Here is a 21973-nt window from a genome sequence, read left to right as displayed (position 1 = left end):
TTTTGATGAGTGTATAAAGGACACAAAAAAGCCTGCATACAGCAGGCTTTCTTGGCTTAGATTTTTGCCGTTAAAAATCAGCTTTCAACACGATACGATAACGCACGTTTCCTGAATGCAAACGTTCAATCGCTTCATTCACCTGAGACATTGGATACATTTCAATTTGAGGTGCAATATTTTGACGTGCGGCGAATCGAAGTAATTCACGCAGTGCTGCAGGAGAGCCTGTTGATGAGCCAGTGACAGATTTAGCACCACTGATCAGCATACCTGCGGGGATTTGCATCGGCTCAAGTGCTAGGCCAAGCATGTGAACGCTTCCATTCGGTGCCAAAGTTGAAAGATAGGCTTGCCAATCCAACGTCACATTGACCGTGCTTAAAATCAAATTGAACTTCCCACGCTGAGCTTTAATTGCAGCAAGATCACGACTATTCACCACATGGTCAGCACCCATGGCTTTAAGTTCATCGGTTTTATCTAAGTTTGAGCTGAACGCAGTAATTTCACAGCCCCAAGCCTTGAGCAGTTTAATCGCCATATGACCTAATCCACCAATGCCGATCACGGCAACATGGTGAATGGCCTGAATTTGGTGCTGTAAAATGGGATCAAATACCGTAATCCCACCGCAGAGCAGAGGGCCAGCACTGGTTGGGTCGAGATCATCTGGAAGCGGAATAACCCATTGCCAGCCAGCACGGACTTTGTCGGCAAAGCCACCTGCATGACCGACGATCGTCGCTGTCTTGGTTCCGGTACATTGGACTTGGCGACCATCGATACACGAGTCACAGTGTTGACAACTTTCTGCTGTCCAGCCAATGCCTACACGTTGTCCGACTTTGAGTCCTTTTGCTTCGCTGCCGAGTTGGGTAATGGTTCCAATCACTTCATGTCCTGGGACCACAGGATAAACCGAAGATTTCCAATCATTTTGGATAATAGAAATATCTGAGTGACAAAGACCGCAATACTCGACTTTGACTTCAACCTGATGGGCTTGTAATTCACCTGCATCAAATTGGTAGGGAACAAGGGCTTCACCACTGTTCATTGCTGCATAGGCGTGGATTGTATTGTCACTCATTATTCTATCCTTTATGTTTTGAGGTCATTCTTCGTGCGTGTATTTAAAGTCACAGTGATTTTCATGATCATTGACCATGCCGATGGCTTGCATCAGAGCATAGCAAGTCGTTGGGCCGACAAATTTAAAACCATGCTTTTTTAATGCTTTGGACATGGCCTGACTTTGAGCGGTTTGTGCAGGGGCGCTGCGATATTCAACGACATCATTATTGGCAATGTGTCCTTCGACAAAATTCCAAAGAAATTCCACAGGATGAATCCCTTGGGCTTTTAACTGTTGCCATGCTTTGGCATTATCTCGAATGGCAGTGAGTTTGCCGATATGGCGAATCAAACCTGAATCTTGTAATTTTTCTTGTAATTGTAGGTCACTCAACGCTGCAATTTCGGCAATGGGATATTGAAAAAAATGCTGCTGATAACAGGCCCGTTTTTTCAGCACAGTGATCCAAGACAGCCCCGCTTGTTGTCCTTCAAGACACAGCATTTCAAAGAGATGCTGCTCATCAAAACTAGGTTTAGCCCACTCAGTGTCGTGGTAGGAAATATACAAAGGATCTTCGGAGCACCAAGCACAGCGTTGTATCGTCATGTTGAATGCTCCTTTTTGACTTAAATTTTAAAGACAGTCCATTGATCGTTTTTATTGTCCCAATACAACAGTTCCGCTTGATCGAGATCGGCAAATTGAATCCATACATCTTTACCTGATTTGTCTGCGTAGCCGGTGCTGATGAGTAATGCTTCTTCAGTGATCTCCATGATCCAGCCCTGATAAGACTGTCCATTGAGGCTGATTTTTTGTTGATTACCAGATTCTGCAAATTCCACCAGACGATTGATCAACGCTTCTGACATGTATGTTTCCTAAAATTAACGTAAATACGGATAGGGGTTAACGGCATTGCGACCTTTACCACCCAAGTAAATGCCATAATGCAAATGTGGTGCAGTATGTCGAGCATTGCCAGTATTACCTACATAGCCAATGACATCACCTTTTTTGACATAGTCGCCGACGTTTAAGCCACGCTTATGACCATCAAGATGCGCATAATAATGCCAAGAGCCTGCGGGCCCCATAATCCATATCACTTTACCACCCAAATTGTTATTACGTAAGTCAGCAACTAAACCTTCTGTAGCACTGAGGACTTTTGTTCCACGTGGAACAATAATATCAATGCCTTCGTGGCTCCGCCCTTGGCTACGCGCTGCGCCCCAAGTATCCTTGAGCGCACTTCGTTTGACTTGATGAACAGGAACAGGCAATTGATTGGATAAACGCATGTTTTGTAATTTTTTCACTTCATGAGCAGGCAATGTACTGCCTGATGGTTTGGGTGGAGTCGACGTACAGGCGCTGAGTAAAAGCAAAATAAAACCAATACCGCCAAACAATCCTTTGCGAAGCTGAAAAAATCCTTGAGTCACATTTGTCCCTATACAATTGATGAGCAGTTCAAAACTATGGCATAGAATGGCTTTCGAGTTCTAGCGTAGAAATGAGTTTTTTCATGGCGGTTGGAATACCGAGTGCAGTGGCTTGTATCGGGGTATACCACTGTGCGTTGCATTCAATGGCTAAATGCTCTTTTTGATCGGCAGCAACGGTAAATACAGTAGCTTCTAAAAGCCAAGTGAAGTGGGTAAAGCTATGTGATATCTGCACTTGAGTGTTGGTAGGTTTCAGTCCAAGCTGCTGAGTGTAGGATTGAAACTCATGGGGTTGATCAAAAATAGGTAAACACCACAGACCGCCCCATAGACCGCTATTCGGACGTTGTATCCACAGCCATTCTCCTGCAGATTGAATCAGCATGACTTGAGCCTCTCTCACTGGAACAGGCTTTTTAGGCTTTTTATAAGGTAATTCAGTTTCTAAACCCTGAGCATGTGCTTTGCAGTGCTGTTGCATGGGACAATATAAACAGAGTGGTTTTTTCGGCGTGCATACAGTTGCACCCAGATCCATAATCGCTTGGGTATAATCGTGGTTGCGTTCAGTGGGGCAGAGCTCTGTCGCCAGTTGCCACATGGCCCGTTCATGTACAGGTTTCGATAAATCATCTTCAATAGCAAAGAAACGAGACAATACTCGCTTGACGTTGCCGTCCATAATCACGCCATATTGTCTTAAACCTAAAGACATCAGCGCACCTGCGGTAGACGGGCCGATGCCCGGTAGTTCCATCCACTGCTCAAGATTGCTTGGAAAATGTCCCTGACGTGCAACAATACCCGCGGCTTTGTGTAAGTTCCGAGCCCGTGCATAGTAGCCTAAGCCAGCCCAATAGGGTGCCACATCATCCCAAGAAGCATGACCTAAATCTTCAACAGTTGGAAATCGTTGAATAAATCGATCAAAGTATTGTAAGACGGTTTTGACTTGAGTCTGTTGTAGCATAATTTCTGAAACCCACACTTTGTAAGGGTCATCCTTCACTTGCCACGGTAAGTCATGACGACCATGGACATCAAACCAGTCGAGAAGGGCATCAGAAAAGTTAAACATGCAAAACAGTCAAAATTGAAAAAACCCGCCTAGTATACATCTTTCTATAGGTATTCTTTTTGTTCAAAACGAAATCTGTATATCAGGGGAAATGCAAAAATAGCGGTTATCAAAAAAGGAGCCGAAGCTCCTTAGTGAGTGTCAATTTTTAAATTTTAGCTTTTAAAGCCCCAGCGGGAATCAAGCGCCAACGTTTGGTTTTCATAACGTGGAATAATGTGAATGTGCACATGTTCAGTAGCTTCGCCAAAAACTTGTCCATCATTAAACCCAATATGAAAGCCAGTAGGTTGATAACGTAAATTTAATTCATTACGTGCTTGTTCAAGTAAGGACATTAAACTTTTACGTTCTTTATCAGTAATTTCAAAAAAAGAACCAACGTGACGTAGCGGGACAATGACAGCGTGTCCTTTAGACAGTGTGTGTGGTTCAGGAAGTACAACTCCAAAATCATTTTTTGCAATAACGTCATATTCGTCAAAATTGCAATATGGACAATTGAGATCTGTCATTGTGCTCTCCTCATTTTTATAAATTAAATATTGTGTATCGGTTCTTATGGCTTTAAGAACCAAGCTGGCGTGCTAACAAGGCATACATGGCTGCTAAGCTTTGCTGTTCTGCAGCAGCGTTATAAGCTAAATCTACGCCGTTGGCTTTGGCACGTTCGTCCGCCATCGGATTGCTAAAGCCGTGTTTTGCGCCTTCAAAAATATTGATTTGATACTTCACTTGGGCAGCATCCATTTCATTTCTAAAGGTTGCAACATCATTTAAGCTCACCATCGAGTCGAGCTCACCATGTTGCACTAAAATCTCTGCTTGAACTTGTCCTGTTTGTGCAGGAGTCGCTGTAGCAAGTGTTGCATGGAAGGTCACCACAGCTTTTAATGCAGCACCTGAACGAGCTAAATCCAGCACGACTTTTCCGCCATAGCAAAAGCCTATAGCTGCGAGTTTATCTGCATTTACTTCTTTTTGCTGTGCCAAAGTGTTTAATGCAGCAGACGCGCGGGTCACAATGGTGTTGGCATGATCAAAAGTCTGCATCATCCATTCATAAGCTTGCTTGGCATCTGTGGTGACTTTTTTGTCACCATACATATCCAAAGCGAAAGCAGCATAGCCTTGTTCTGCCAATTCGCGCGCACGTTGTTCGGTATATTCATTGCGTCCCCACCATTCCGGGGCAACTAACACACCTGCGATCGCAGTGTCTGACTCTGGTGCGGCAAAATAGCCAAAAAGTTGAGTTCCATCCGCTGCTGTATATTGAATTTCGCGAGTCTTAATTTTAACGGTCATGGTCAAATCCTTATGTGCGGCTACGCAGTTGATGAAAATTTAAAATAAATGGAAATTGGTTTTTGTGAAATAAATATAAGATATCAATGTGAATTTTAAGTCAAATTAATCAAAAAAATTGTAAAAGAAAATAATGGAAAGAAGAAATATTGAGGAGCACCGAGATTTGTCGATGCTCCTGAATGGAGTATTGTTATTTCGGGAGAACTTCAATGAGCTCTACATCAAAAATCAGTGTGCTGTTTGGCTCAATGACATCTGCTGAACCAATTTGACCATAGCCTAAATTTGCAGGAATGAAGAAGCGATATTTTGCACCTTCTTTCATCAACTGTAGACCTTCTGTCCAACCCTGAATGACTTGACTCACTTGGAACATCGCTGGTTGGTTGCGTGCAATTGAACTATCAAAAATAGTGCCATCAATTAAGCGCCCTTCATAGTGAACTTTCACTGTTGAATTGGCTTTGGGTGACTTACCTTTGCCGGCTTGAATGACTTGATACTGCAGGCCAGATTTCGTGACCTGCATACCTGGTTTTTTGGCATTCTCAGCAAGGAACGCAGTGCCAATAGTCGCATTTGCATCCGCTTTTTGTTTCAGTTCAATCAATTGTTTCGCTTCGGTTTGCTTTTTATATTGGGTTAAGGCACGGGTCATTTCTTCATCTGTTAATGACGAAGCTTGACCTTTAGAAGCTGCTTTTAAACCTGCAACAAATGCATCAATATCCAAATCCTTAATGGATTCAGCATTACTGCGTCCCATTAAGTAACCAAAACTATAACCGACTTGTTCTGCAGCACTACTTTTATTACTGACATCTTTGGCAAATACAGTGCTTGAGCAGAGTGCCAAACACAACATACTGATCTGTAATTTCATGACCGAGTCTCAAAATAAAGCAGGAGAGCGAAAAGCTCTCCTGTACCGGTTTTATTATTTAACTTCAATGAGTTCTACATCAAAAATTAAAGTACTGTTCGGTGGAATTGTTCCTGGAACACCTTGAGCACCATAACCTAGGTTTGAGGGAATATATAAAGTAGCTTTGCCACCTTCCTTCATTAACTGCAGACCTTCAGTCCAACCCGGAATTACTTGGTTCAACGGAAATTCAATTGGCTCGCCGCGCTGTACTGAACTATCAAATACTGTGCCATCCACTAACTTACCTGTGTAGTGAACTTTAACAACTGATGTGGCTTGCGGTTGTTTACCTGTACCTTCTTTCGTTGTTAGGTACTGTAAACCAGAAGCTGTAGTTTTAACCCCAGCTTTGCTTTTGTTTTCCGTTAAGAAATTATCGCTGCTACTTTGTGCTTGCTTATTGCTTTCGAGCTGCTTATTTTGCATTTCTTGTTGGAACTCAGCATATGCTTTTTGTAATTCTTCTTCAGTATATGCAGGTTTTGCACGAGCATGGCCTGCACGAACGCCAGTGACAAAGCTATCAATATCTAATTCTGGAGGTGTTTGATGGGCAACTTCATAACCAAGGGCATAACTGATTTTAGCGACAGCAGAAGCATTTGCAGCTGGTTGAGTTGATGTTGCTGATTGCGTAGCAGGCGTTTTAGTTGCATAGTAAACAGGAACAAGTGCGGCACCGCCGAGTAATACAGCGACAGCGATAGGTAGGGCCTTACTCATATATTTTCCCACAATTATTTTATATGTAAAAAGTTGCTGAAATTCTAGCAGACTTTTCCTGTTCAGCGCTTACCTATCTCTATGATCAGGTAAGGTGCAGGAAAGATCATCATAGTCATGTTCTTATTTTTATACTATAACGGTATGAATATATAAAACATTTTTTATACAGAAAGATGCATGCAATATAAATTTCGCAAATAAAAAAAAGCCACCGTATTCGGTGGCTTTTTGAATACGCTTAAATTAGTCTTGGTCTTTTGAAGCTTTATAACCATAAGAATAGTTATAGCCATAACCATAACCAGCTGAGCTACGTTGAATGTCGTTTAGAATAATACCATTGACCTTCACACCCACTTGTTCAAAGCGGTTCACGGTTAACTCTAATTCTTTCAACTGAGTTTTCGCATAACGTGCAATCACCAGATTCACACCAGCAAATTGCGAAATAATGATACCGTCTGTCACCGCAAGTACAGGAGGGGTATCAATGATCACATGATCAAACATCGGTGAAATCAAATCTAAGAATTCTTTGAATTTACCAGAACTTAAAAGCTCAGATGGGTTAGAAGGGCTCTTACCGCGAGTAGTCACACTTAAATTTGGAATTTCAGTGGTTTTAATGATGCTGTCTAGATCACGCTGACCATTTAAATACTCAGAAAGGCCTGGTTGGTTGTCATGATTGAAGTATTTGTTTAAATAACCACGACGTAAATCGGCATCAATAATTAAAACGCGTTTATCGCTTTGCGCAAGAATCGTAGCTAAGTTGGTTGAAATAAATGATTTACCGACTTCTGGTGCAGGCCCTGAAATCATGATCAGATTATTTTTTGCAGATGTCAGTGCAAAGTGAATGGCAGTACGCATACTGCGCAGGCTTTCAATTGCAATATCATCGCTATTTTTAACTGCAAGAACTGGAATTGTTTTCTTCTTCTTCAAGAGTTTAATACGGCTTTCTTGAACAGGGGAACGTGGCACAGTGGCATAAACCGGAAGATCAAGGGTGTTCTCAATTTCTGAAGAATCTTTAATTCCTGAGCGTAGCATGTTACGTAGTAGTGCAAGTAATGTACCGAGGAAACCACCGAGGAAAATTGAAAGTATCAAGATTTGTAGTTTTTTCGGTGCAATCGGTTGAATTGGTTCTACAGCGGTATCCACAATACGGACATTGCCAATTTCACCAGCTTTGGCAATTCGTAATTGTTGATAAGAGTTAAGTAGAGCAGTGTACAGCTGTTGCTTGACTTCAACTTCACGATAGAGCTGTAAATAACGACGTTGTAGGTCTGGTAATTTTTTTAAGGTGGTATTCAATTCACCAATTTTGCTATTGATTGCACCCAATTGAGCATTCATTTGTTGCATCACTGGATGTTCACTAGTGTACTTCGCAGAAGCTTCAGCAACTTTTTGCTCTAATTCAGCTTTTTGAGTTTCAAGAGTGACGCTTTGAGTTAAATATAGTTCAGATTCTTTGGTTACATCGACGGTATTAAACTCTTGACGGAATTTGTTAAATTCACGTTCTGCGACATCAAGCTGCTGTTTTAATTCAGGGAGTTGTTCGTCTAGGAATTTTAATGTTTGTGCACTTTCAGCCGAACGTCTTTCAATATTTTGATGGCTGTAGGCTGTTAAAATGGCATTTAAAACTTGAGTAATATGTTCTTTATCTTGACCTTGGTAATTCAGACCAAGCACGCCCGTCATTTTACCTTTTTCAGCAACTGAGTAGTTTGCCAAAATACTGTCGACTGCAGCAGGGAGAGACTGCTTTTGAATTAAATAGTCATCTTTGAATTGATCTTTGCTATAAACTGAGATTTCCCAAAGACCTTCTGCTGTTCGCAAAGAACTTTTTTGGTTCAATGGTGCTGTTAATATTTTTTGGTCAGTGTCTAGATCAATTAAAGAAAGTTTATTTTCTTGAAATTGGAGACCAAGGTTCTTGTCACGATATTGTGTAGGGATATCAAATTGGCGAATTTCAAAACTTTTTTCATTATCTTTGAAAACGACTGATTTATTTTTATATTCTGTGACATATTCATGCGGGGAAAATAAGCGATCAGTGAAAGAATTTTCTGTACCGGAAATTTTTAGGTCGAGATGTAAACTCTGAATGACATTACCAAGAACTAAACGTGATTTAAGAATCTCAATTTCTGCTTGGGCAGGCTGCTTTTGATCAATCATGCCTGATAGATCACCTAAGAGTGCAGCAGAAGTCCCTTTACTCTCTTCCACTTGTACTAAAGCATTGACTGAATAAGTATCCGGTGTTGCTCTTAAATAAAGTAAAGCACAAACAAGACTTAAAATTACACATAATGCAATTAACTTCCACTGTGCAATCAGAGAGAAAAATAATTCTTTTAAATCAATTGTATCTTCTGTATTGATATTTTGGCTCATAATCGTACATCAAAAGTTAAATTTGTTTAGTCCAATCTGCAACGCAAGATTGGATCAGTTCTGAGGTTTGGTCAAAAAAAGCTTGATCGTGCTGATATGGGTCAGGCACATTTTTACCTTGCCAATGGCCTAAACGAAAAGTCTTTCCTTTTGCAAATGGCCATGTTTGTTCAATATGCTTTTGTTGATTTGAACTCATGACTAAAATTAAATCTGATTTCTTGATCAGTTCAGCATTTAATTTTTGCGCAATGTGTCCACTCATATCGATGCCAATTTTTTGCATACAGTGTTGAGCTTTTTCATCTGCTGGATGTCCAACCATGCCTGAGATTCCCGCTGAATAAATATTCAGATCGGGATGATTCTTTTTCAGAAGATATTCTGCCATAGGACTTCGGCAAATATTACCTACACACACCACCAGAATATTTTTAAATAACATTATTGACCCATTCTGTCGATGTTATAGATCATATTTGAGAAAGGAATCACCTGATTGATCACGCGCTGCCAACGTGCCAAGCCAGATGCATCAACATATACAATATCGTTGCTACGCATTCTGAACTGGTTTGCGAGTCCAAAGTCACCAATACTGGTTAAATCCAAATGATAAATTTCGGTCATCGGACTATTCATATCACTACGTACTACGTAGATTTTACCTCGACTTGCAGAAAGCGAGTTTACCCCAAGACTTTCGCCCAAGACATCACTTAAACTCATTCCTTGATCACGCATTGGTAGGGATTGATTTTTACCAGATTCACCCATTACATAAATTTTCTGATTTTCGCGTGAATTGACATAAATTGTATCGTTAGGCTGTATGAGTAGATTATGTAGTGAATAGCCAGCCTTTTCTAACTGAATGCTATTTAAGTTGTAAGTTTGTCCTTGGCGTACCAAGGTAATAGACGTATTATCGCCAAATTGCGTATTCACACCGCCAGCAAGACCAAGTGCAGTATATACGCTGGTAGGTTGGTCGGTGAGATTAAATTGACCACCTTTCATTACATTACCTTGGACAGAATAACGCTGGCCTTGGTAGGAAAGAACGCGAACAATCACATCTGGAGTTTTTAAATAGCGGGCAAGTTGGCTACGTAACTCCTGATTGACTTTTGTTAGGGATTTTCCGGCAGCTTTATATCGGCCAATAATAGGGAATTGAATATAACCATTTTGGTCGATTTGGTAACCGTTTGATTTTATCGCCTCTTCATTACTAATGGTATTTGTAGGTGGCGTTATTTCCGGATATGCCCATAAATAAATGGATAAAATATCACCAGAATTTAATCGATATTGTTGTTGTTGTTGATTGAAAAGGTGAGCAAAATTTTGTTGATTAATCTGTGCGGGTTGAACGGCTGCTAAATTGTCTTGTGATAATTTGATGACATTTACAGTTGAACCTAGATCTGTTTGGAAAACACCTTCTTTTGGTAAATCATATGTTTGAAGACCTGATGTGATTGCACAACCCGTCATACCTAAACTGAGTGCTAACAAGAAGCTATAACGATAGTAACTCACTCGAAATCCTACTTATAAAAATAATTGAATTGTAAAAAAGGCAATCGCCTGATTTTTAAAATATATAACGCAGCATTTTATACTATGTAAAGTAAACATCCTAGGATTTGCTGTCAAAATGTGTTGCTACAGTGTAATGATTATTGTGTGAAATAAAACACATATTTGTTAATGAATACATAATAAATTCATTTAAGTAATTGGTGTTAAAAATCAAATATTAATATATTGGATAAAAAATAAACGTTGAATTTTGCAGTTATATTTTTTGATTACGAAAAATAATAATTCCCGAAAAATATAAGGGCTATTTCTGCTATATTATGAGGCGTTTTTCACATGATTAAATCATAAATTATAAGGCTCTGGAATGTTGCAACTCTCGGAACTAAAAATAGCAGTAATTGGGTTGGGCTATGTAGGTTTACCTTTAGCTGTTGAATTTGGTAAAAAAAGCCCAGTTGTTGGTTTTGATATCCATCAAAAAAGAATCGATGAATTAAGAAGTGGTCAAGATCACACTTTAGAAGTTTCGCCTGAAGAATTAAAAAAAGCAGAATATTTACAATTTTCAGCTGATTTGGACGATTTAAAAAAATGTAACTTCTTTATTGTGACTGTGCCAACCCCGATTGATGGTGTAAACCGACCAGATCTAACTCCGTTGCGTAAAGCAAGTGAAACGATAGGCAAAGTAATATCTAAGGGCGATGTTGTTGTTTACGAGTCGACGGTTTACCCAGGCGCAACAGAAGAAGTTTGTATTCCAGTTATTGAAAAAATATCAGGATTAAAATTTAACCAAGATTTTTACGCAGGCTATAGTCCAGAACGTATTAATCCTGGTGATAAAGTAAATACACTCACCAAGATCAAAAAAATTACCAGTGGTAGCACACCTGAGATCGCAAATTTAGTTGACGCTGTATATAGCAGTATTATCACAGCAGGCACTCATAAAGCTGCAAGTATTAAAGTCGCAGAGGCAGCTAAAGTGATTGAAAATACGCAGCGTGATTTAAACATTGCGCTAGTAAATGAGTTGTCAGTGATTTTTGATCGTCTAAATATAGATACTATAGATGTATTAGAGGCTGCTGGTAGTAAATGGAACTTCTTACCTTTCCGTCCAGGTTTGGTGGGTGGTCACTGTATTGGTGTTGACCCGTATTATTTGACACATAAAGCAGAAGAAGTGGGATATAACCCACAAGTAATTTTGGCGGGCCGCCGTATTAATGACAACATGGCGCAATATGTTGCTCAATCTACCATTAAACATATGGTTAAAAATGGGATCGATGTAACCATTGCAACTGTCGGTATCTTGGGTGTGACATTTAAAGAAAATTGCCCTGATATTCGTAACAGTAAAATTGCGGATGTCATTGCTGAATTTAAACAATGGGGCGTAAACGTTGTGGTTTGTGATCCTTGGGCAGATGCAGCAGAAGTCCAGCATGAATATGGTGTTGAATTAGGTCAGGTTGATGCTGAACACCAAGTTGATAGTTTAGTCGTTGCAGTGGGTCATAATGAATTCCGTGATATGTCCGCTTTAGAATTACGTAATTTGGTGAAATCCGAAAAACCTGTCATTGCAGATGTGAAAAGTTTGTTCGATCGCGATCAATTAACTGCTCAAGGTTTTACTGTATTCCGTCTCTAATCTGAAAATTAAGAAGTTTTATAAATGAAAAAATTTGCCCTTATCGGTGCTGCTGGTTATATCGCTCCACGTCACTTAAAAGCGATTAAAGAAACAGGTAACGATTTAGCCGTTGCTATGGATGTAAACGATTCTGTTGGGATTATGGATAGTCATTTCCCTGAGGCTGAATTTTTTACTGAGTTTGAACAGTTTGAAGCCTATGTTGAAGATCAGAAGCTTAAAGGTCAGAAATTAGATTACGTTGCGATTTGCTCACCAAACTATTTACATGCACCTCATATGAAATATGCCCTAAAAAATGGTATTGAGGTGATTTGTGAGAAGCCATTGGTTTTAAATTCAGAAGACTTAAATATGTTAGCTGAGTATGAAAAACAGTATGGTGCAAAAGTAAACTCAATTCTTCAATTACGCTTACATCCTTCAATTATTGCTTTACGCGATAAAGTACAAGCTGCGCCTGCTGATAAAGTATTTGATGTCGATTTAACTTATCTAACTTCACGTGGTAAATGGTATTTAAAATCGTGGAAAGGTGTAGATAAAAAATCTGGCGGCGTAGCAACCAATATTGGTGTGCATTTCTATGACATGCTGCATTTCATTTTTGGTGATATCATTAAAAATGAAGTGCATTATCGTGATGAAAAAACTGCATCTGGCTATTTAGAATATGAACGTGCTCGTGTTCGTTGGTTCTTGTCTATCGATGCAAATAACCTGCCATCAAATGCTGTAAAAGGTGAAAAGCTAACTTACCGTAGTATTACGATTGAAAATGAAGAATTAGAATTTTCAGGCGGTTTTACAGATTTACATACGCAGAGTTATCAACGTATTTTGGAAGGCAAAGGTTACGGTGTGGAAGAAAACCGAGCAGCAATTGAAACAGTAGAAGTCATTCGTGTTGCTCCTATTGTGGAAAACCCTGCGAACCCACATCCATTATTAGCTAAAGTAAAATAAATCAGGGAATGATTATGAGTTTTTATCAACATGAAACAGCGATTGTTGATGAAGGTGCGCAAATAGGAAGCGATTCGCGAGTTTGGCATTTTGTTCACGTATGTGGCGGTGCCAAAATCGGTCAAGGCGTATCTTTAGGACAAAACGTATTCGTTGGCAATAAAGTCGTTATTGGCGACCATTGTAAAGTTCAAAATAACGTGTCGGTATACGATAACGTGACCTTGGAAGAAGGTGTATTTTGTGGACCAAGCATGGTTTTCACCAATGTGTATAACCCACGCTCTTTAATTGAACGCAAAGACCAATATCGTAATACCTTGGTTAAAAAAGGCGCAACACTGGGTGCGAACTGTACTATTGTTTGTGGTGTAACGATTGGTGAATACTCGTTTGTCGGTGCTGGTGCAGTCATTAATAAAGACGTACCGGCGTATGCATTGATGGTAGGTGTTCCAGCAAAACAAATTGGTTGGATGAGTGAGTTCGGTGAACAGTTAGATTTACCTTTAACCGGTAATGCAGAATCTGTGTGTTCCCATACAGGTGCGATATACCGATTGTCTGGTAGCACTGTAATCAAAGAACAGGCATAAACATGATTGAATTTATTGATTTAAAAGCTCAGCAAGCTCGTTTAAAAGATAAGATTGAAGCGGGTATTCAAAATGTATTAACACATGGTCAATACATTTTAGGTCCTGAGGTAAAAGAGTTAGAAGAAAAACTTGCTGCTTATGTCGGTGCAAAATACTGTATTACATGTGCAAATGGTACCGATGCCTTACAAATTGCACAAATGGCGTTTGGTATCGGTCCGGGTGATGAAGTGATTACGCCCGGATTTACCTATATTGCAACAGCTGAAACAGTTGCAATATTGGGTGCGACGCCTGTCTATGTCGATGTCAATCCAAATACATATAATTTGGATGTTGAACAATTAGAGGCAGCGATAACCCCGCGTACGAAAGCAATTATTCCAGTAAGCTTGTACGGTCAATGCGCTGATTTTGATGCAATCAATGCAATTGCAGCGAAATATAATATTCCTGTTATTGAGGATGCAGCGCAAAGCTTTGGTGCAACCTATAAAGGTCGTAAAAGTTGTAACTTAACTACTGTGGCTTGTACAAGTTTCTTCCCAAGTAAGCCTTTAGGTTGCTATGGGGACGGTGGTGCGATTTTTACCAATGATGATGAACTGGCAAAAGTGATTCGCCAAATTGCACGACATGGTCAAGACCGTCGTTATCATCACATTCGTGTAGGTATGAATAGTCGTTTGGATACATTACAAGCTGCCATTCTTTTGCCAAAACTTGAAATTTTGGATGAAGAAATGCAAGCGCGTCAGCGTGTAGCAGAAACCTATACCAAACTGTTTAATGAAGCGGGTGTTAATACTACACCATGTATTGAAGCACATAATCAGAGTGCATGGGCGCAATATACCATTCAAGTTGAAAACCGTGATGCTGTGCAAGCGAAGCTGAAAGAGCAGGGTATTCCTACAGCGGTACATTATCCAATTCCATTGAATAAGCAGCCAGCGGTAGCCAATGCGAATGTAAGCTTACCTGTAGGTGATGCAATTGCTGAGCGCGTAATGAGTTTGCCAATGCATCCTTACTTGACTGCAGAAGCGCAAGAAAAGATTGTTGCGGCACTTTTGAGTAAATAAGTTGTGAAAAGCCTTCTTGATAAAGTTAATGCAAAGTTAAATGCACAAGGGGGCTTTTTAAAAGCAGTATCCGTCTTGGTTGGAGGTACTGCTTTTGCTCAGTTAATTGGTTTTTTGTGTTTACCTATACTGACGCGTTTATATACTCCAGAAGACTATTCTGTTTTAGGTGTGTATGTTGCAATTTTGGCTATTCTAGCTGTAATTTCATGCTTAAGATTTGATATAGCCATCCCTATTCCAGAAAATGAAAATGATGGAAAGGCTTTATTGCTCTTGTCTTTTTTGAGTAATACAATTTTTAGCATCATTCTTTATGTAGTACTTTTTATAAGTTATCCATACATCCAACATTATAAAATAATTGATCAGCTATCTTATTGGATTTGGTTAATTCCACTTGGTGTATTTGTATCAGGGTTTTATTCTGCCCTCCAGTTTTGGGCAACACGACATAAAAGATTTAAAGATATTGCTAAAACTCGCATGACACAAGCTATATCTGGAAATGCTGCAAGTTTAGCTGGTGGCATGTTTTCTGTTGGATTTGGTGGATTGATTGTAGGGCAGCTTTTAAATTTCTCTGGTGGGCTATTTAAGTTAGCTGTGAGTGCCAAAAAGGATTTAGCTGTTGTTAAAAGCAGTCCATTAAAAGCGACATTTGCAAAGTATAGCAATTTTCCCAAGTATTCTACTTTTGAAGCATTGGCGAATGTGAGTGCAATTCAATTACCTTTGATTCTTTTGGCGAGCTATATAATTGGGCCAGCAGTTGGTTATTTAATGCTTGCTATGAAGGTTTTAGGTGTGCCAATGGGTTTAATTGGCTCTGCATTCTCACAAGTATATTTAGCAAATGCAAACCAACACTTAGAAAGAAAGACACTTTATTCTTATACAAAATCTATAATATTTAAAATTTTTAAAATAACAATTGTTCCATTTGTTGTATTGGCTGTAATTTCTCCTTTTATTTTTGGCTATATTTTTGGTGAAAACTGGAAAGATGTGGGTTTATATATTCTGGCCATGTTGCCATGGTATTTTATGCAAATATTATCTTCACCAGTTTCTATGTCACTTCATATTGTTGGAAAGCAAAAGAAGGCGCTATTCTTACAAATCATTGGATTTGTGCTAAGAGTTTTAGGTTTGATTGTTATATTAAATACTTTTATTAATAATGCATTGATATATTATATGCTATCTGGTTTTTTATTTTATTTTATTTACTTGGTTGTTATCATGCAGAGTTTGAAAAATGAAAGAATATGATTTGATAATGGTCTCGATGACTCTTTCTAATGGTGTTGGTTCATTACGATCAAAAGCATTATATGATTATTTAAGTTTAAAAGGTTTAAATGTTTGTGTAGTAGAAAAAGAATCTACAAATTTAATATGGATTTTTTCTATCATAAAAAATATTTACAATAATAAGGCAAAGAAATTGTATGTAAGTTGTGGTCCATTTATTTTGTTGCCGGTTTTGATTTTATTAGCATTGATTTTTAGAAAAAAATTAATTGTAGATTTTAGAGACCCATGGTCATTAAATTTGTTGAATAACTACGGAAGAGGTGGAAAGGTTAACAAATTAAAATATTTATTGAGTTTAATGTTGGAGAAAGTGACTTACTTTTTTTGTTATAAATTTATTGTTTGCACAAAAGGTATGTATTATGAGTATTCAAAAATTTTTAAATGTAATAAAAAAATAAAAATAATAGAAAATGGATTTAACTTTGATTGTTTTTTAAGTGAAAATTTGAATGTAATTAATAATGATGAAATTTTGAAATTTATTTGTGTAGGTAAGTTTGCTGAATATGATTTTGCTAAAGCAGTTGAAATTTTAAAAGAAATTAAGAAAAGAGCACGATTATTTAATGTCGTTTTCGTTGGTTGTGATTTTGATTTAAATAAGGAAGCAGTGTCTTTAGCTGAGATTGATGAAAATGTCTCTTTCAAGAACAAAATGTGCTATCAGGATGTTATAACTTATTTAAGAGATTTTAATGTTGGTTTATTTATTGTAAGAGATGAAAATATTGAATATGGAACTAAAATATTTGATTATATTGGTTCTGGTTTAAGTGTTTATTCTATAATAAATGAAGAGTCTATATTATACTTGGAATTTAATGAATATTTTTATAAATTTGACTCCAATGATATTCTGAGTGGTACTTTGGATAGGGGTAAGTGGAATCGATCCAACCTGTTTAATAAATTTGAAGGTATTTTATTTTGATGGAAAATTATTTTAAAATTTCAAAACAACGTCTATTAAATTCTGGCTTGTGGGTTTTTTTGATTTTTGCAATACCATTAAATTTTTTATACAACTATTTATATGTTCAGTATGGGTTTAATCTGGGTATTAAATATCCTTTTTTGTTGCATGGGCTTTTGTTTTTTGTTTTTTTGTTTTTTATTTTTAATATAAACTATTTTAATTTTAATAAAAAATATTTTTACTTATTTATTTTTTTTGCACTTTATGTTGCTTTTGTTTCTTTGCTTAATTTTACATATTTTGATTATGCTTTAGATAGTCGAGTATTTTTTGAAAGTTTATTTTTTTTATTATATTTTTTAGCATTTTCTATTTCTGGTCGGCTTGTTTATGAAAAAAATAAATCCTTTATTTTATTATTTTTTATCTTTTTCTTATTGGTTCTATTGAATTTTGATGGAATGAATTTGATCGCTTTCTCTCTTGACACTGATGCAGGTGATTCGGAAGGGCATATTAATTATCAATTAGTTTCACTTTTTTTTATGTTAACTTGGTTTTTCTTTTTTTTCTCTGTAGAAAATTTAATAGTTAAAATATGCTCTACTATAGTTTTATTATTTTTGTTGTTAACAAGTGGTGGTCGTTCTGAATTGGTAGGTTTTGTTGTTTCATTATCTTTTTTGATTTTTAACTTTTTTTTCTCTAAAGGTAGATTGTTAAATAAGTTGTTTTTTATATCAATTATATCTATTTCTTTAATTTTATTATTTTATCGTTACTATGAATTTATTGATAATTTGTTTATGAATAGTCGGCATGCACAAATTTTAGACTTTTCTAATAGCAGTTCATGGGAAGCTCGTGAATATATATATCGACAAAATATTAATTATATTTACAATAATCCTTTTTTTGGAGCTTATGGCAGCCATTTTCGTTCTGGCGAAGGGCATTATATTCACAATATGCTTTCAGCTTGGCAACAATATGGGTTGATAGGTTTTCTTGCATATTTTTTACTTTTATTTATTCCATTTTTCCACTCTTTACTTATTTTTTATAAAGAGAAGCATGACGAGAATATATATCCATTGATTTTTATTTCTACATTTTGCTTATTTTTATGTTTAGTAACAAAACCAGTTTTTTGGCCATATGCTGGCTTGAGTGTCGGTGTTTATTTTGCTTATATGCAAAAAAGAAACATAAATAATAAGGGATATTAAATTGAAACTAGTTATTTTGGCAGGCGCAAATAGTATCCATACTGTTAAATGGGCTAATGGGTTGCAGGAAGCTGGATTACAGGTCTTCTTGATCAGTCAACATCCATTAATGCATAATTTAGATCAAAGAGTTAAATATTACGAATTACCTTTTAAAGGTAATTTAGGATATTTTATGATGGTTTCGAAAGTAAAAAAATTAATCAACGAAATCAAACCGGATATTATCAATGCACATTATGCCAGTGGCTATGGAACTACAGCAAGGTTAATTGGGTTCCATCCATATGTACTTTCTGTTTGGGGAAGTGATATTTTTTTGTTTCCTAAGAAATCATTTATTCATAAATGGCTTGTAAAAAAGAATCTTTTAAGTGCGGATACTGTAGCTTCAACTAGCCAATGTATGGCAGTTGAAACTTCTAAATTGATTAAACTGAATAAGCCTATTGAAATTACCCCCTTTGGTGTTGATGAATCAGTTTTTTATAACAACCGAATTTACAAACAATCAGGCTTTATCTCTGAAAATAAGATTGTTATAGGGACAGTTAAATCTTTAAAGCCTGTGTATGGAATAGATATTCTTATAGAGGCTTTCGCTTTACTGCATTCGAAATTATGTAAAAGTAAACCAGAAGTAGCGCAAGCGTTATGTTTACGCATTGTTGGTGGTGGTGACGAGTTAGTTAATCTCACTAAACTCGCAGAGCGCTTAAATATTCGTGAGTTTATAGAGTTTGTAGGGCAAGTTGAATATTCACGAGTACCACAAGAATTAGCAAAATTAGATATTTACGTAGCATTAAGCCGAAGTGAGAGTTTTGGCGTAGCAATACTTGAAGCAGGGCTAAATCAATGTCCTGTGATTGTTTCTAATGTTGGGGGACTACCAGAATTAGTTATTGATCATGAGACTGGGATTATTGTGGAGAGTGAGAATATTACTCAAGCAGCGGATGCCATGTATGAATTGATTACACAACCACAATTAATTGCTGAATATGGTAAAAACGCTCAAAAGCAGGTCTTAGAAAATTATATTTGGAAATCCTGCATTACTCAAATGATCCATGTTTTAGAGTCAACAATAAGCAAGTTTAAAAAAGGTGAGTTATGAATACATCTAAAACCATTTGGCTCATCAACCAATATAGCTCTACACCTGAAACAGCAATGGGCGGAAGACATTATTATCTTGCGCAGGAATTAGCAAAAAAAGGATATAACGTTTATTTAATTGCGGGGCGATATAGTCATTTACTACGTCAACCGAAGCAATTTTCAGAACCATATCTGTTAGAAAAAATTGATAAAAATTTTACCTTCGTCTGGGTGAATTTACCAGAATACCAAGAAGCTCACAGCAAACAACGTGTGTTGAATTGGTTTAAATTTTCTTGGGCACTGACAAAATTGACATCAGTTATTACTGACCGACCTGATGCAATTTTGTATTCATCTCCTTCACCTATTGGTTACTTAGGAGCTAAGCATCTTGCAAATAAATTTAAATCTAAATTTATTTTTGAAGTTCGTGATATTTGGCCGTTGACATTAATTGAGCTAGGTGGACATTCTCCCAAACATCCATTCATTAGACTCATGCAATGGATTGAAGATCGAGCATACCAAAAGTCAGACTATGTATTCTCTAATCTCTTCAATGCTGTAGAACATATGACGAGTAGGGGGCTAAACCCTAAAAAATTTAATTGGATTCCAAATGGAATATCAATAAATGAGGTCATTCATAAAGAAAATTTGTCTGTAGAAGTTTTATCACAGTTACCAAAGAATAAATTTATTGTTGGCTATACAGGTACAATAGGTGTAGCAAATGCGATAGATGATTTAATTGATGCTGCTAAATTATTGTTGGCGTATAAAGATATTCATTTCGTACTTGTCGGTTCAGGGAAAGAAAAACAGCATTTGGTTCAAAAGGCATTAGATTTAGGATTAGATAATATTACGTTTATTGATGCCATTCCCAAGAAGCAAATTCAATCGATGTTAAGTACATTTGATATCTGTTATATAGGCTGGCAAAAAAATTCACTTTATCGCTTTGGTATAGCACCGAATAAGCTGCCTGAGTATCTTTTTTCAGCTAAACCAGTGATTCATGCCTTTTCGGGAAAAGGCGACATTGTTGAACTGGCAGATGCAGGTTTAACTATCGATGCCGAAAATCCTGCATTGATTGCGGAATCAATCTTGCAGTTATACCATTTACCTGAACACCAGCGCCAAGACATGGGGCTACGTGGGAAGGAATACGTTTTACAACATTTAGATTATTCCAAAATTGCAACTAAACTTGAAAGTATTGTTTTTCCAAAGTGATTCCAATTAATGAAAAGATTGCTTGATATTATTATTGCCTCTATTGCACTTATTCTGCTTTCTCCTCTATATGCATACGTTGCTTATAAAGTGAAAAAAAATCTAGGTTCGCCGGTGTTGTTTCGTCAAGTTCGTCCAGGGCTCAATGGTAAGCCATTTGAAATGATTAAATTCCGTACCATGAAAGATGCAGTAGACGCACAAGGTAATCCGCTGCCGGACAGTGAACGCTTGACCCCATTTGGCAAAATGTTGCGTTCAACCAGTTTGGATGAAATGCCAGAGCTTTGGAATGTCATAAAAGGTGATATGAGTGTGGTTGGCCCACGTCCATTACTTATGGAATATTTGCCTTTATATAATGAAGAACAAGCAAAGCGCCATAATGTGCGTCCAGGCATGACGGGTCATGCCCAAGTGAATGGACGTAATGCTATTAGCTGGGAAGAAAAATTCAAATTAGACACATGGTATGTTGAAAACCAGTCCATCTGGCTCGACTTTAAAATCATGTTGAAAACTGTGCAAAAGGTTATTGCTAAAGATGACATTAGTGCAGAAGGTGAGGCAACCATGACTCGCTTTACAGGATCGAAACATAAGGATAAAGAATAATGTCGAATAAATTGATTGGTGTTTACGGTGCAAGCGGCTTTGGTAAAGAGGTTATGCCTCTAGTACGTGCGCAATTTACTGAATTAAATAAAGAACATTTTGTATTTATTGATGACGGTCAGGCAAATACAGATTTAAACGGATATAAAGTACTAAGCTACACGGATTTTATCAATGATTCTAAAACCGATAAACATGTGACAATTGCAATCGCAAATAGCCTAGTACGTGAAAAATTGGTAGCTCGTTTAAATCAGGACAATGTTCAACATTTAGAAATTCAAGCGGCGAATACGGTTATTCTAGATGAAGTTGAAATAGGTGAAGGCAGTCTACTGTGTCCTTTTACATGTATTACTTCAAATATTAAAATTGGTAAATTCTTCCATGCCAACATTTATAGCTATGTTGCGCATGATTGCGTTATTGGTGACTATGTCACATTTGCACCAGGTGTAAAATGCAATGGCAATATTCACATTGAAGATCATGCCTATATTGGTACTGGTGCGGTGATCAAACAAGGTACACCAGACAAACCATTAGTGATTGGTAAAGGTGCTGTGGTTGGTATGGGGGCAGTCGTGACCAAAAGTGTTCCCGCAGGTGTTACTGTTGTAGGTAATCCAGCCCGAATTTTAGAGAAGAAATAAAGATTTTTAAAAAATC

General features: G+C 37.4%; 23 protein-coding genes. 11 read left to right on the top strand and 12 right to left on the bottom strand.

All coding sequences use genetic code 11. From position 1 onward, the window contains the following. Nucleotides 1-70 precede the first annotated feature (70 nt). The 12 genes from FTT92_RS12855 to FTT92_RS12800 all read right to left on the bottom strand — a co-directional run bounded on the left by FTT92_RS12855 (nt 71) and on the right by FTT92_RS12800 (nt 10505). Nucleotides 71-1093, bottom strand: coding sequence for an NAD(P)-dependent alcohol dehydrogenase (locus FTT92_RS12855; RefSeq protein WP_180024808.1), 1023 nt, complete (start codon nt 1091-1093; stop codon nt 71-73). 24 nt (nt 1094-1117) lie between these two features. Continuing rightward, a complete protein-coding gene (locus FTT92_RS12850) occupies nt 1118-1687 on the bottom strand; it encodes a DNA-3-methyladenine glycosylase I (protein WP_180128552.1) in 570 nt (189 codons plus the stop codon). Between the two features lie 20 nt (nt 1688-1707). Then, a complete protein-coding gene (locus FTT92_RS12845; RefSeq protein ID WP_078191630.1) occupies nt 1708-1953 on the bottom strand; it encodes a hypothetical protein in 246 nt (81 codons plus the stop codon). A gap of 15 nt (nt 1954-1968) precedes the next feature. Beyond that, nucleotides 1969-2496: a M23 family metallopeptidase gene (locus tag FTT92_RS12840; protein ID WP_168379469.1), complete on the bottom strand. Its 528-nt coding sequence runs from the start codon at nt 2494-2496 to the stop codon at nt 1969-1971. Nucleotides 2497-2563: 67 nt separating this feature from the next. After that, a complete protein-coding gene (gene mutY / locus FTT92_RS12835) occupies nt 2564-3610 on the bottom strand; it encodes an A/G-specific adenine glycosylase (protein ID WP_180172297.1) in 1047 nt (348 codons plus the stop codon). 155 nt (nt 3611-3765) lie between these two features. Further along, nucleotides 3766-4125 (bottom strand): HIT family protein, encoded by a 360-nt coding sequence (locus FTT92_RS12830; protein WP_078194095.1) that lies wholly within the window; start codon nt 4123-4125, stop codon nt 3766-3768. 52 nt (nt 4126-4177) lie between these two features. Continuing rightward, nucleotides 4178-4918 carry a dienelactone hydrolase family protein gene (locus FTT92_RS12825; RefSeq protein WP_180172296.1) on the bottom strand — a complete coding sequence of 247 codons (741 nt, stop codon included), beginning with the start codon at nt 4916-4918 and terminating at the stop codon, nt 4178-4180. Nucleotides 4919-5111: 193 nt separating this feature from the next. Then, on the bottom strand, nt 5112-5804 hold the full coding sequence (locus FTT92_RS12820; protein ID WP_180172295.1) for an FKBP-type peptidyl-prolyl cis-trans isomerase: 693 nt from the start codon (nt 5802-5804) through the stop codon (nt 5112-5114). 54 nt (nt 5805-5858) lie between these two features. Beyond that, the gene (locus FTT92_RS12815) at nt 5859-6572 is read right to left on the bottom strand and encodes an FKBP-type peptidyl-prolyl cis-trans isomerase (protein ID WP_078191625.1); all 714 of its coding nucleotides are present in this window, start codon (nt 6570-6572) and stop codon (nt 5859-5861) included. 246 nt (nt 6573-6818) lie between these two features. Further along, nucleotides 6819-9005 carry a polysaccharide biosynthesis tyrosine autokinase gene (locus FTT92_RS12810; RefSeq protein ID WP_180172294.1) on the bottom strand — a complete coding sequence of 729 codons (2187 nt, stop codon included), beginning with the start codon at nt 9003-9005 and terminating at the stop codon, nt 6819-6821. A 16-nt stretch (nt 9006-9021) separates the two neighbouring features. Continuing rightward, nucleotides 9022-9450 carry a low molecular weight protein-tyrosine-phosphatase gene (locus tag FTT92_RS12805; RefSeq protein WP_180153049.1) on the bottom strand — a complete coding sequence of 143 codons (429 nt, stop codon included), beginning with the start codon at nt 9448-9450 and terminating at the stop codon, nt 9022-9024. After that, nucleotides 9450-10505 (bottom strand): polysaccharide biosynthesis/export family protein, encoded by a 1056-nt coding sequence (locus tag FTT92_RS12800; protein ID WP_180022948.1) that lies wholly within the window; start codon nt 10503-10505, stop codon nt 9450-9452. Before FTT92_RS12800 ends, FTT92_RS12805 begins: the two co-directional genes overlap by 1 nt. A gap of 418 nt (nt 10506-10923) precedes the next feature. Here FTT92_RS12800 and tviB point away from each other — a divergent pair, with 418 nt between their 5' ends. From tviB to FTT92_RS12745, 11 genes are read left to right on the top strand one after another with little or no spacing between them, the layout of a single operon-like run. After that, complete coding sequence (gene tviB, locus FTT92_RS12795; RefSeq protein ID WP_180172313.1) at nt 10924-12219, top strand: Vi polysaccharide biosynthesis UDP-N-acetylglucosamine C-6 dehydrogenase TviB; 1296 nt, start codon at nt 10924-10926, stop codon at nt 12217-12219. 24 nt (nt 12220-12243) lie between these two features. After that, nucleotides 12244-13188 carry a Gfo/Idh/MocA family protein gene (locus FTT92_RS12790; protein ID WP_180172293.1) on the top strand — a complete coding sequence of 315 codons (945 nt, stop codon included), beginning with the start codon at nt 12244-12246 and terminating at the stop codon, nt 13186-13188. 14 nt (nt 13189-13202) lie between these two features. Continuing rightward, nucleotides 13203-13784: a UDP-2-acetamido-3-amino-2,3-dideoxy-D-glucuronate N-acetyltransferase gene (gene wbpD, locus FTT92_RS12785; protein ID WP_078194089.1), complete on the top strand. Its 582-nt coding sequence runs from the start codon at nt 13203-13205 to the stop codon at nt 13782-13784. Between the two features lie 2 nt (nt 13785-13786). Beyond that, entirely contained in the window at nt 13787-14872 is a 1086-nt protein-coding gene (locus tag FTT92_RS12780; protein ID WP_180172292.1) for a DegT/DnrJ/EryC1/StrS aminotransferase family protein, read from the top strand. A 3-nt stretch (nt 14873-14875) separates the two neighbouring features. Beyond that, a complete protein-coding gene (locus FTT92_RS12775; protein WP_180172291.1) occupies nt 14876-16147 on the top strand; it encodes an oligosaccharide flippase family protein in 1272 nt (423 codons plus the stop codon). Then, nucleotides 16134-17126, top strand: coding sequence for a hypothetical protein (locus tag FTT92_RS12770; protein ID WP_180172290.1), 993 nt, complete (start codon nt 16134-16136; stop codon nt 17124-17126). The genes FTT92_RS12775 and FTT92_RS12770 overlap by 14 nt, the downstream gene beginning before the upstream one ends. Next, complete coding sequence (locus tag FTT92_RS12765) at nt 17126-18340, top strand: O-antigen ligase family protein (RefSeq protein ID WP_180172289.1); 1215 nt, start codon at nt 17126-17128, stop codon at nt 18338-18340. Before FTT92_RS12770 ends, FTT92_RS12765 begins: the two co-directional genes overlap by 1 nt. 1 nt (nt 18341) lies before the next feature. Beyond that, complete coding sequence (locus FTT92_RS12760) at nt 18342-19460, top strand: glycosyltransferase (RefSeq protein ID WP_180172288.1); 1119 nt, start codon at nt 18342-18344, stop codon at nt 19458-19460. After that, nucleotides 19457-20689 carry a glycosyltransferase family 4 protein gene (locus FTT92_RS12755; protein WP_180172287.1) on the top strand — a complete coding sequence of 411 codons (1233 nt, stop codon included), beginning with the start codon at nt 19457-19459 and terminating at the stop codon, nt 20687-20689. Before FTT92_RS12760 ends, FTT92_RS12755 begins: the two co-directional genes overlap by 4 nt. 9 nt (nt 20690-20698) lie before the next feature. Continuing rightward, nucleotides 20699-21304, top strand: coding sequence for a sugar transferase (locus FTT92_RS12750; protein ID WP_078194082.1), 606 nt, complete (start codon nt 20699-20701; stop codon nt 21302-21304). After that, nucleotides 21304-21957: an acetyltransferase gene (locus FTT92_RS12745; RefSeq protein ID WP_180024793.1), complete on the top strand. Its 654-nt coding sequence runs from the start codon at nt 21304-21306 to the stop codon at nt 21955-21957. Before FTT92_RS12750 ends, FTT92_RS12745 begins: the two co-directional genes overlap by 1 nt. Nucleotides 21958-21973: the final 16 nt, after the last annotated feature.

The sequence above is a fragment of the Acinetobacter sp. YH12023 genome, from assembly GCF_013420135.1.
Taxonomy (GTDB): Bacteria; Pseudomonadota; Gammaproteobacteria; order Pseudomonadales; family Moraxellaceae; genus Acinetobacter; species Acinetobacter amyesii.
Note: the sequence above shows the minus strand (reverse complement) of the source record. Positions and strands in the feature narration are given on the sequence as shown.

What these genes read in the sequence shown, in the direction of transcription:
- FTT92_RS12800 (WP_180022948.1), bottom strand. Translation starts at nt 10,505, where the DNA reads ATGACGGGTTGTGCAATCACATCAGGTCTTCAAACATATGATTTACCA.
- wbpD (WP_078194089.1), top strand. Translation starts at nt 13,203, where the DNA reads ATGAGTTTTTATCAACATGAAACAGCGATTGTTGATGAAGGTGCGCAA.
- FTT92_RS12845 (WP_078191630.1), bottom strand. Translation starts at nt 1,953, where the DNA reads ATGTCAGAAGCGTTGATCAATCGTCTGGTGGAATTTGCAGAATCTGGT.
- FTT92_RS12820 (WP_180172295.1), bottom strand. Translation starts at nt 5,804, where the DNA reads ATGAAATTACAGATCAGTATGTTGTGTTTGGCACTCTGCTCAAGCACT.
- FTT92_RS12855 (WP_180024808.1), bottom strand. Translation starts at nt 1,093, where the DNA reads ATGAGTGACAATACAATCCACGCCTATGCAGCAATGAACAGTGGTGAA.
- FTT92_RS12850 (WP_180128552.1), bottom strand. Translation starts at nt 1,687, where the DNA reads ATGACGATACAACGCTGTGCTTGGTGCTCCGAAGATCCTTTGTATATT.
- FTT92_RS12805 (WP_180153049.1), bottom strand. Translation starts at nt 9,450, where the DNA reads ATGTTATTTAAAAATATTCTGGTGGTGTGTGTAGGTAATATTTGCCGA.
- FTT92_RS12765 (WP_180172289.1), top strand. Translation starts at nt 17,126, where the DNA reads ATGGAAAATTATTTTAAAATTTCAAAACAACGTCTATTAAATTCTGGC.
- FTT92_RS12825 (WP_180172296.1), bottom strand. Translation starts at nt 4,918, where the DNA reads ATGACCGTTAAAATTAAGACTCGCGAAATTCAATATACAGCAGCGGAT.
- FTT92_RS12780 (WP_180172292.1), top strand. Translation starts at nt 13,787, where the DNA reads ATGATTGAATTTATTGATTTAAAAGCTCAGCAAGCTCGTTTAAAAGAT.
- FTT92_RS12810 (WP_180172294.1), bottom strand. Translation starts at nt 9,005, where the DNA reads ATGAGCCAAAATATCAATACAGAAGATACAATTGATTTAAAAGAATTA.
- FTT92_RS12815 (WP_078191625.1), bottom strand. Translation starts at nt 6,572, where the DNA reads ATGAGTAAGGCCCTACCTATCGCTGTCGCTGTATTACTCGGCGGTGCC.
- FTT92_RS12790 (WP_180172293.1), top strand. Translation starts at nt 12,244, where the DNA reads ATGAAAAAATTTGCCCTTATCGGTGCTGCTGGTTATATCGCTCCACGT.
- FTT92_RS12750 (WP_078194082.1), top strand. Translation starts at nt 20,699, where the DNA reads ATGAAAAGATTGCTTGATATTATTATTGCCTCTATTGCACTTATTCTG.
- FTT92_RS12745 (WP_180024793.1), top strand. Translation starts at nt 21,304, where the DNA reads ATGTCGAATAAATTGATTGGTGTTTACGGTGCAAGCGGCTTTGGTAAA.
- FTT92_RS12830 (WP_078194095.1), bottom strand. Translation starts at nt 4,125, where the DNA reads ATGACAGATCTCAATTGTCCATATTGCAATTTTGACGAATATGACGTT.
- mutY (WP_180172297.1), bottom strand. Translation starts at nt 3,610, where the DNA reads ATGTTTAACTTTTCTGATGCCCTTCTCGACTGGTTTGATGTCCATGGT.
- FTT92_RS12770 (WP_180172290.1), top strand. Translation starts at nt 16,134, where the DNA reads ATGAAAGAATATGATTTGATAATGGTCTCGATGACTCTTTCTAATGGT.
- FTT92_RS12755 (WP_180172287.1), top strand. Translation starts at nt 19,457, where the DNA reads ATGAATACATCTAAAACCATTTGGCTCATCAACCAATATAGCTCTACA.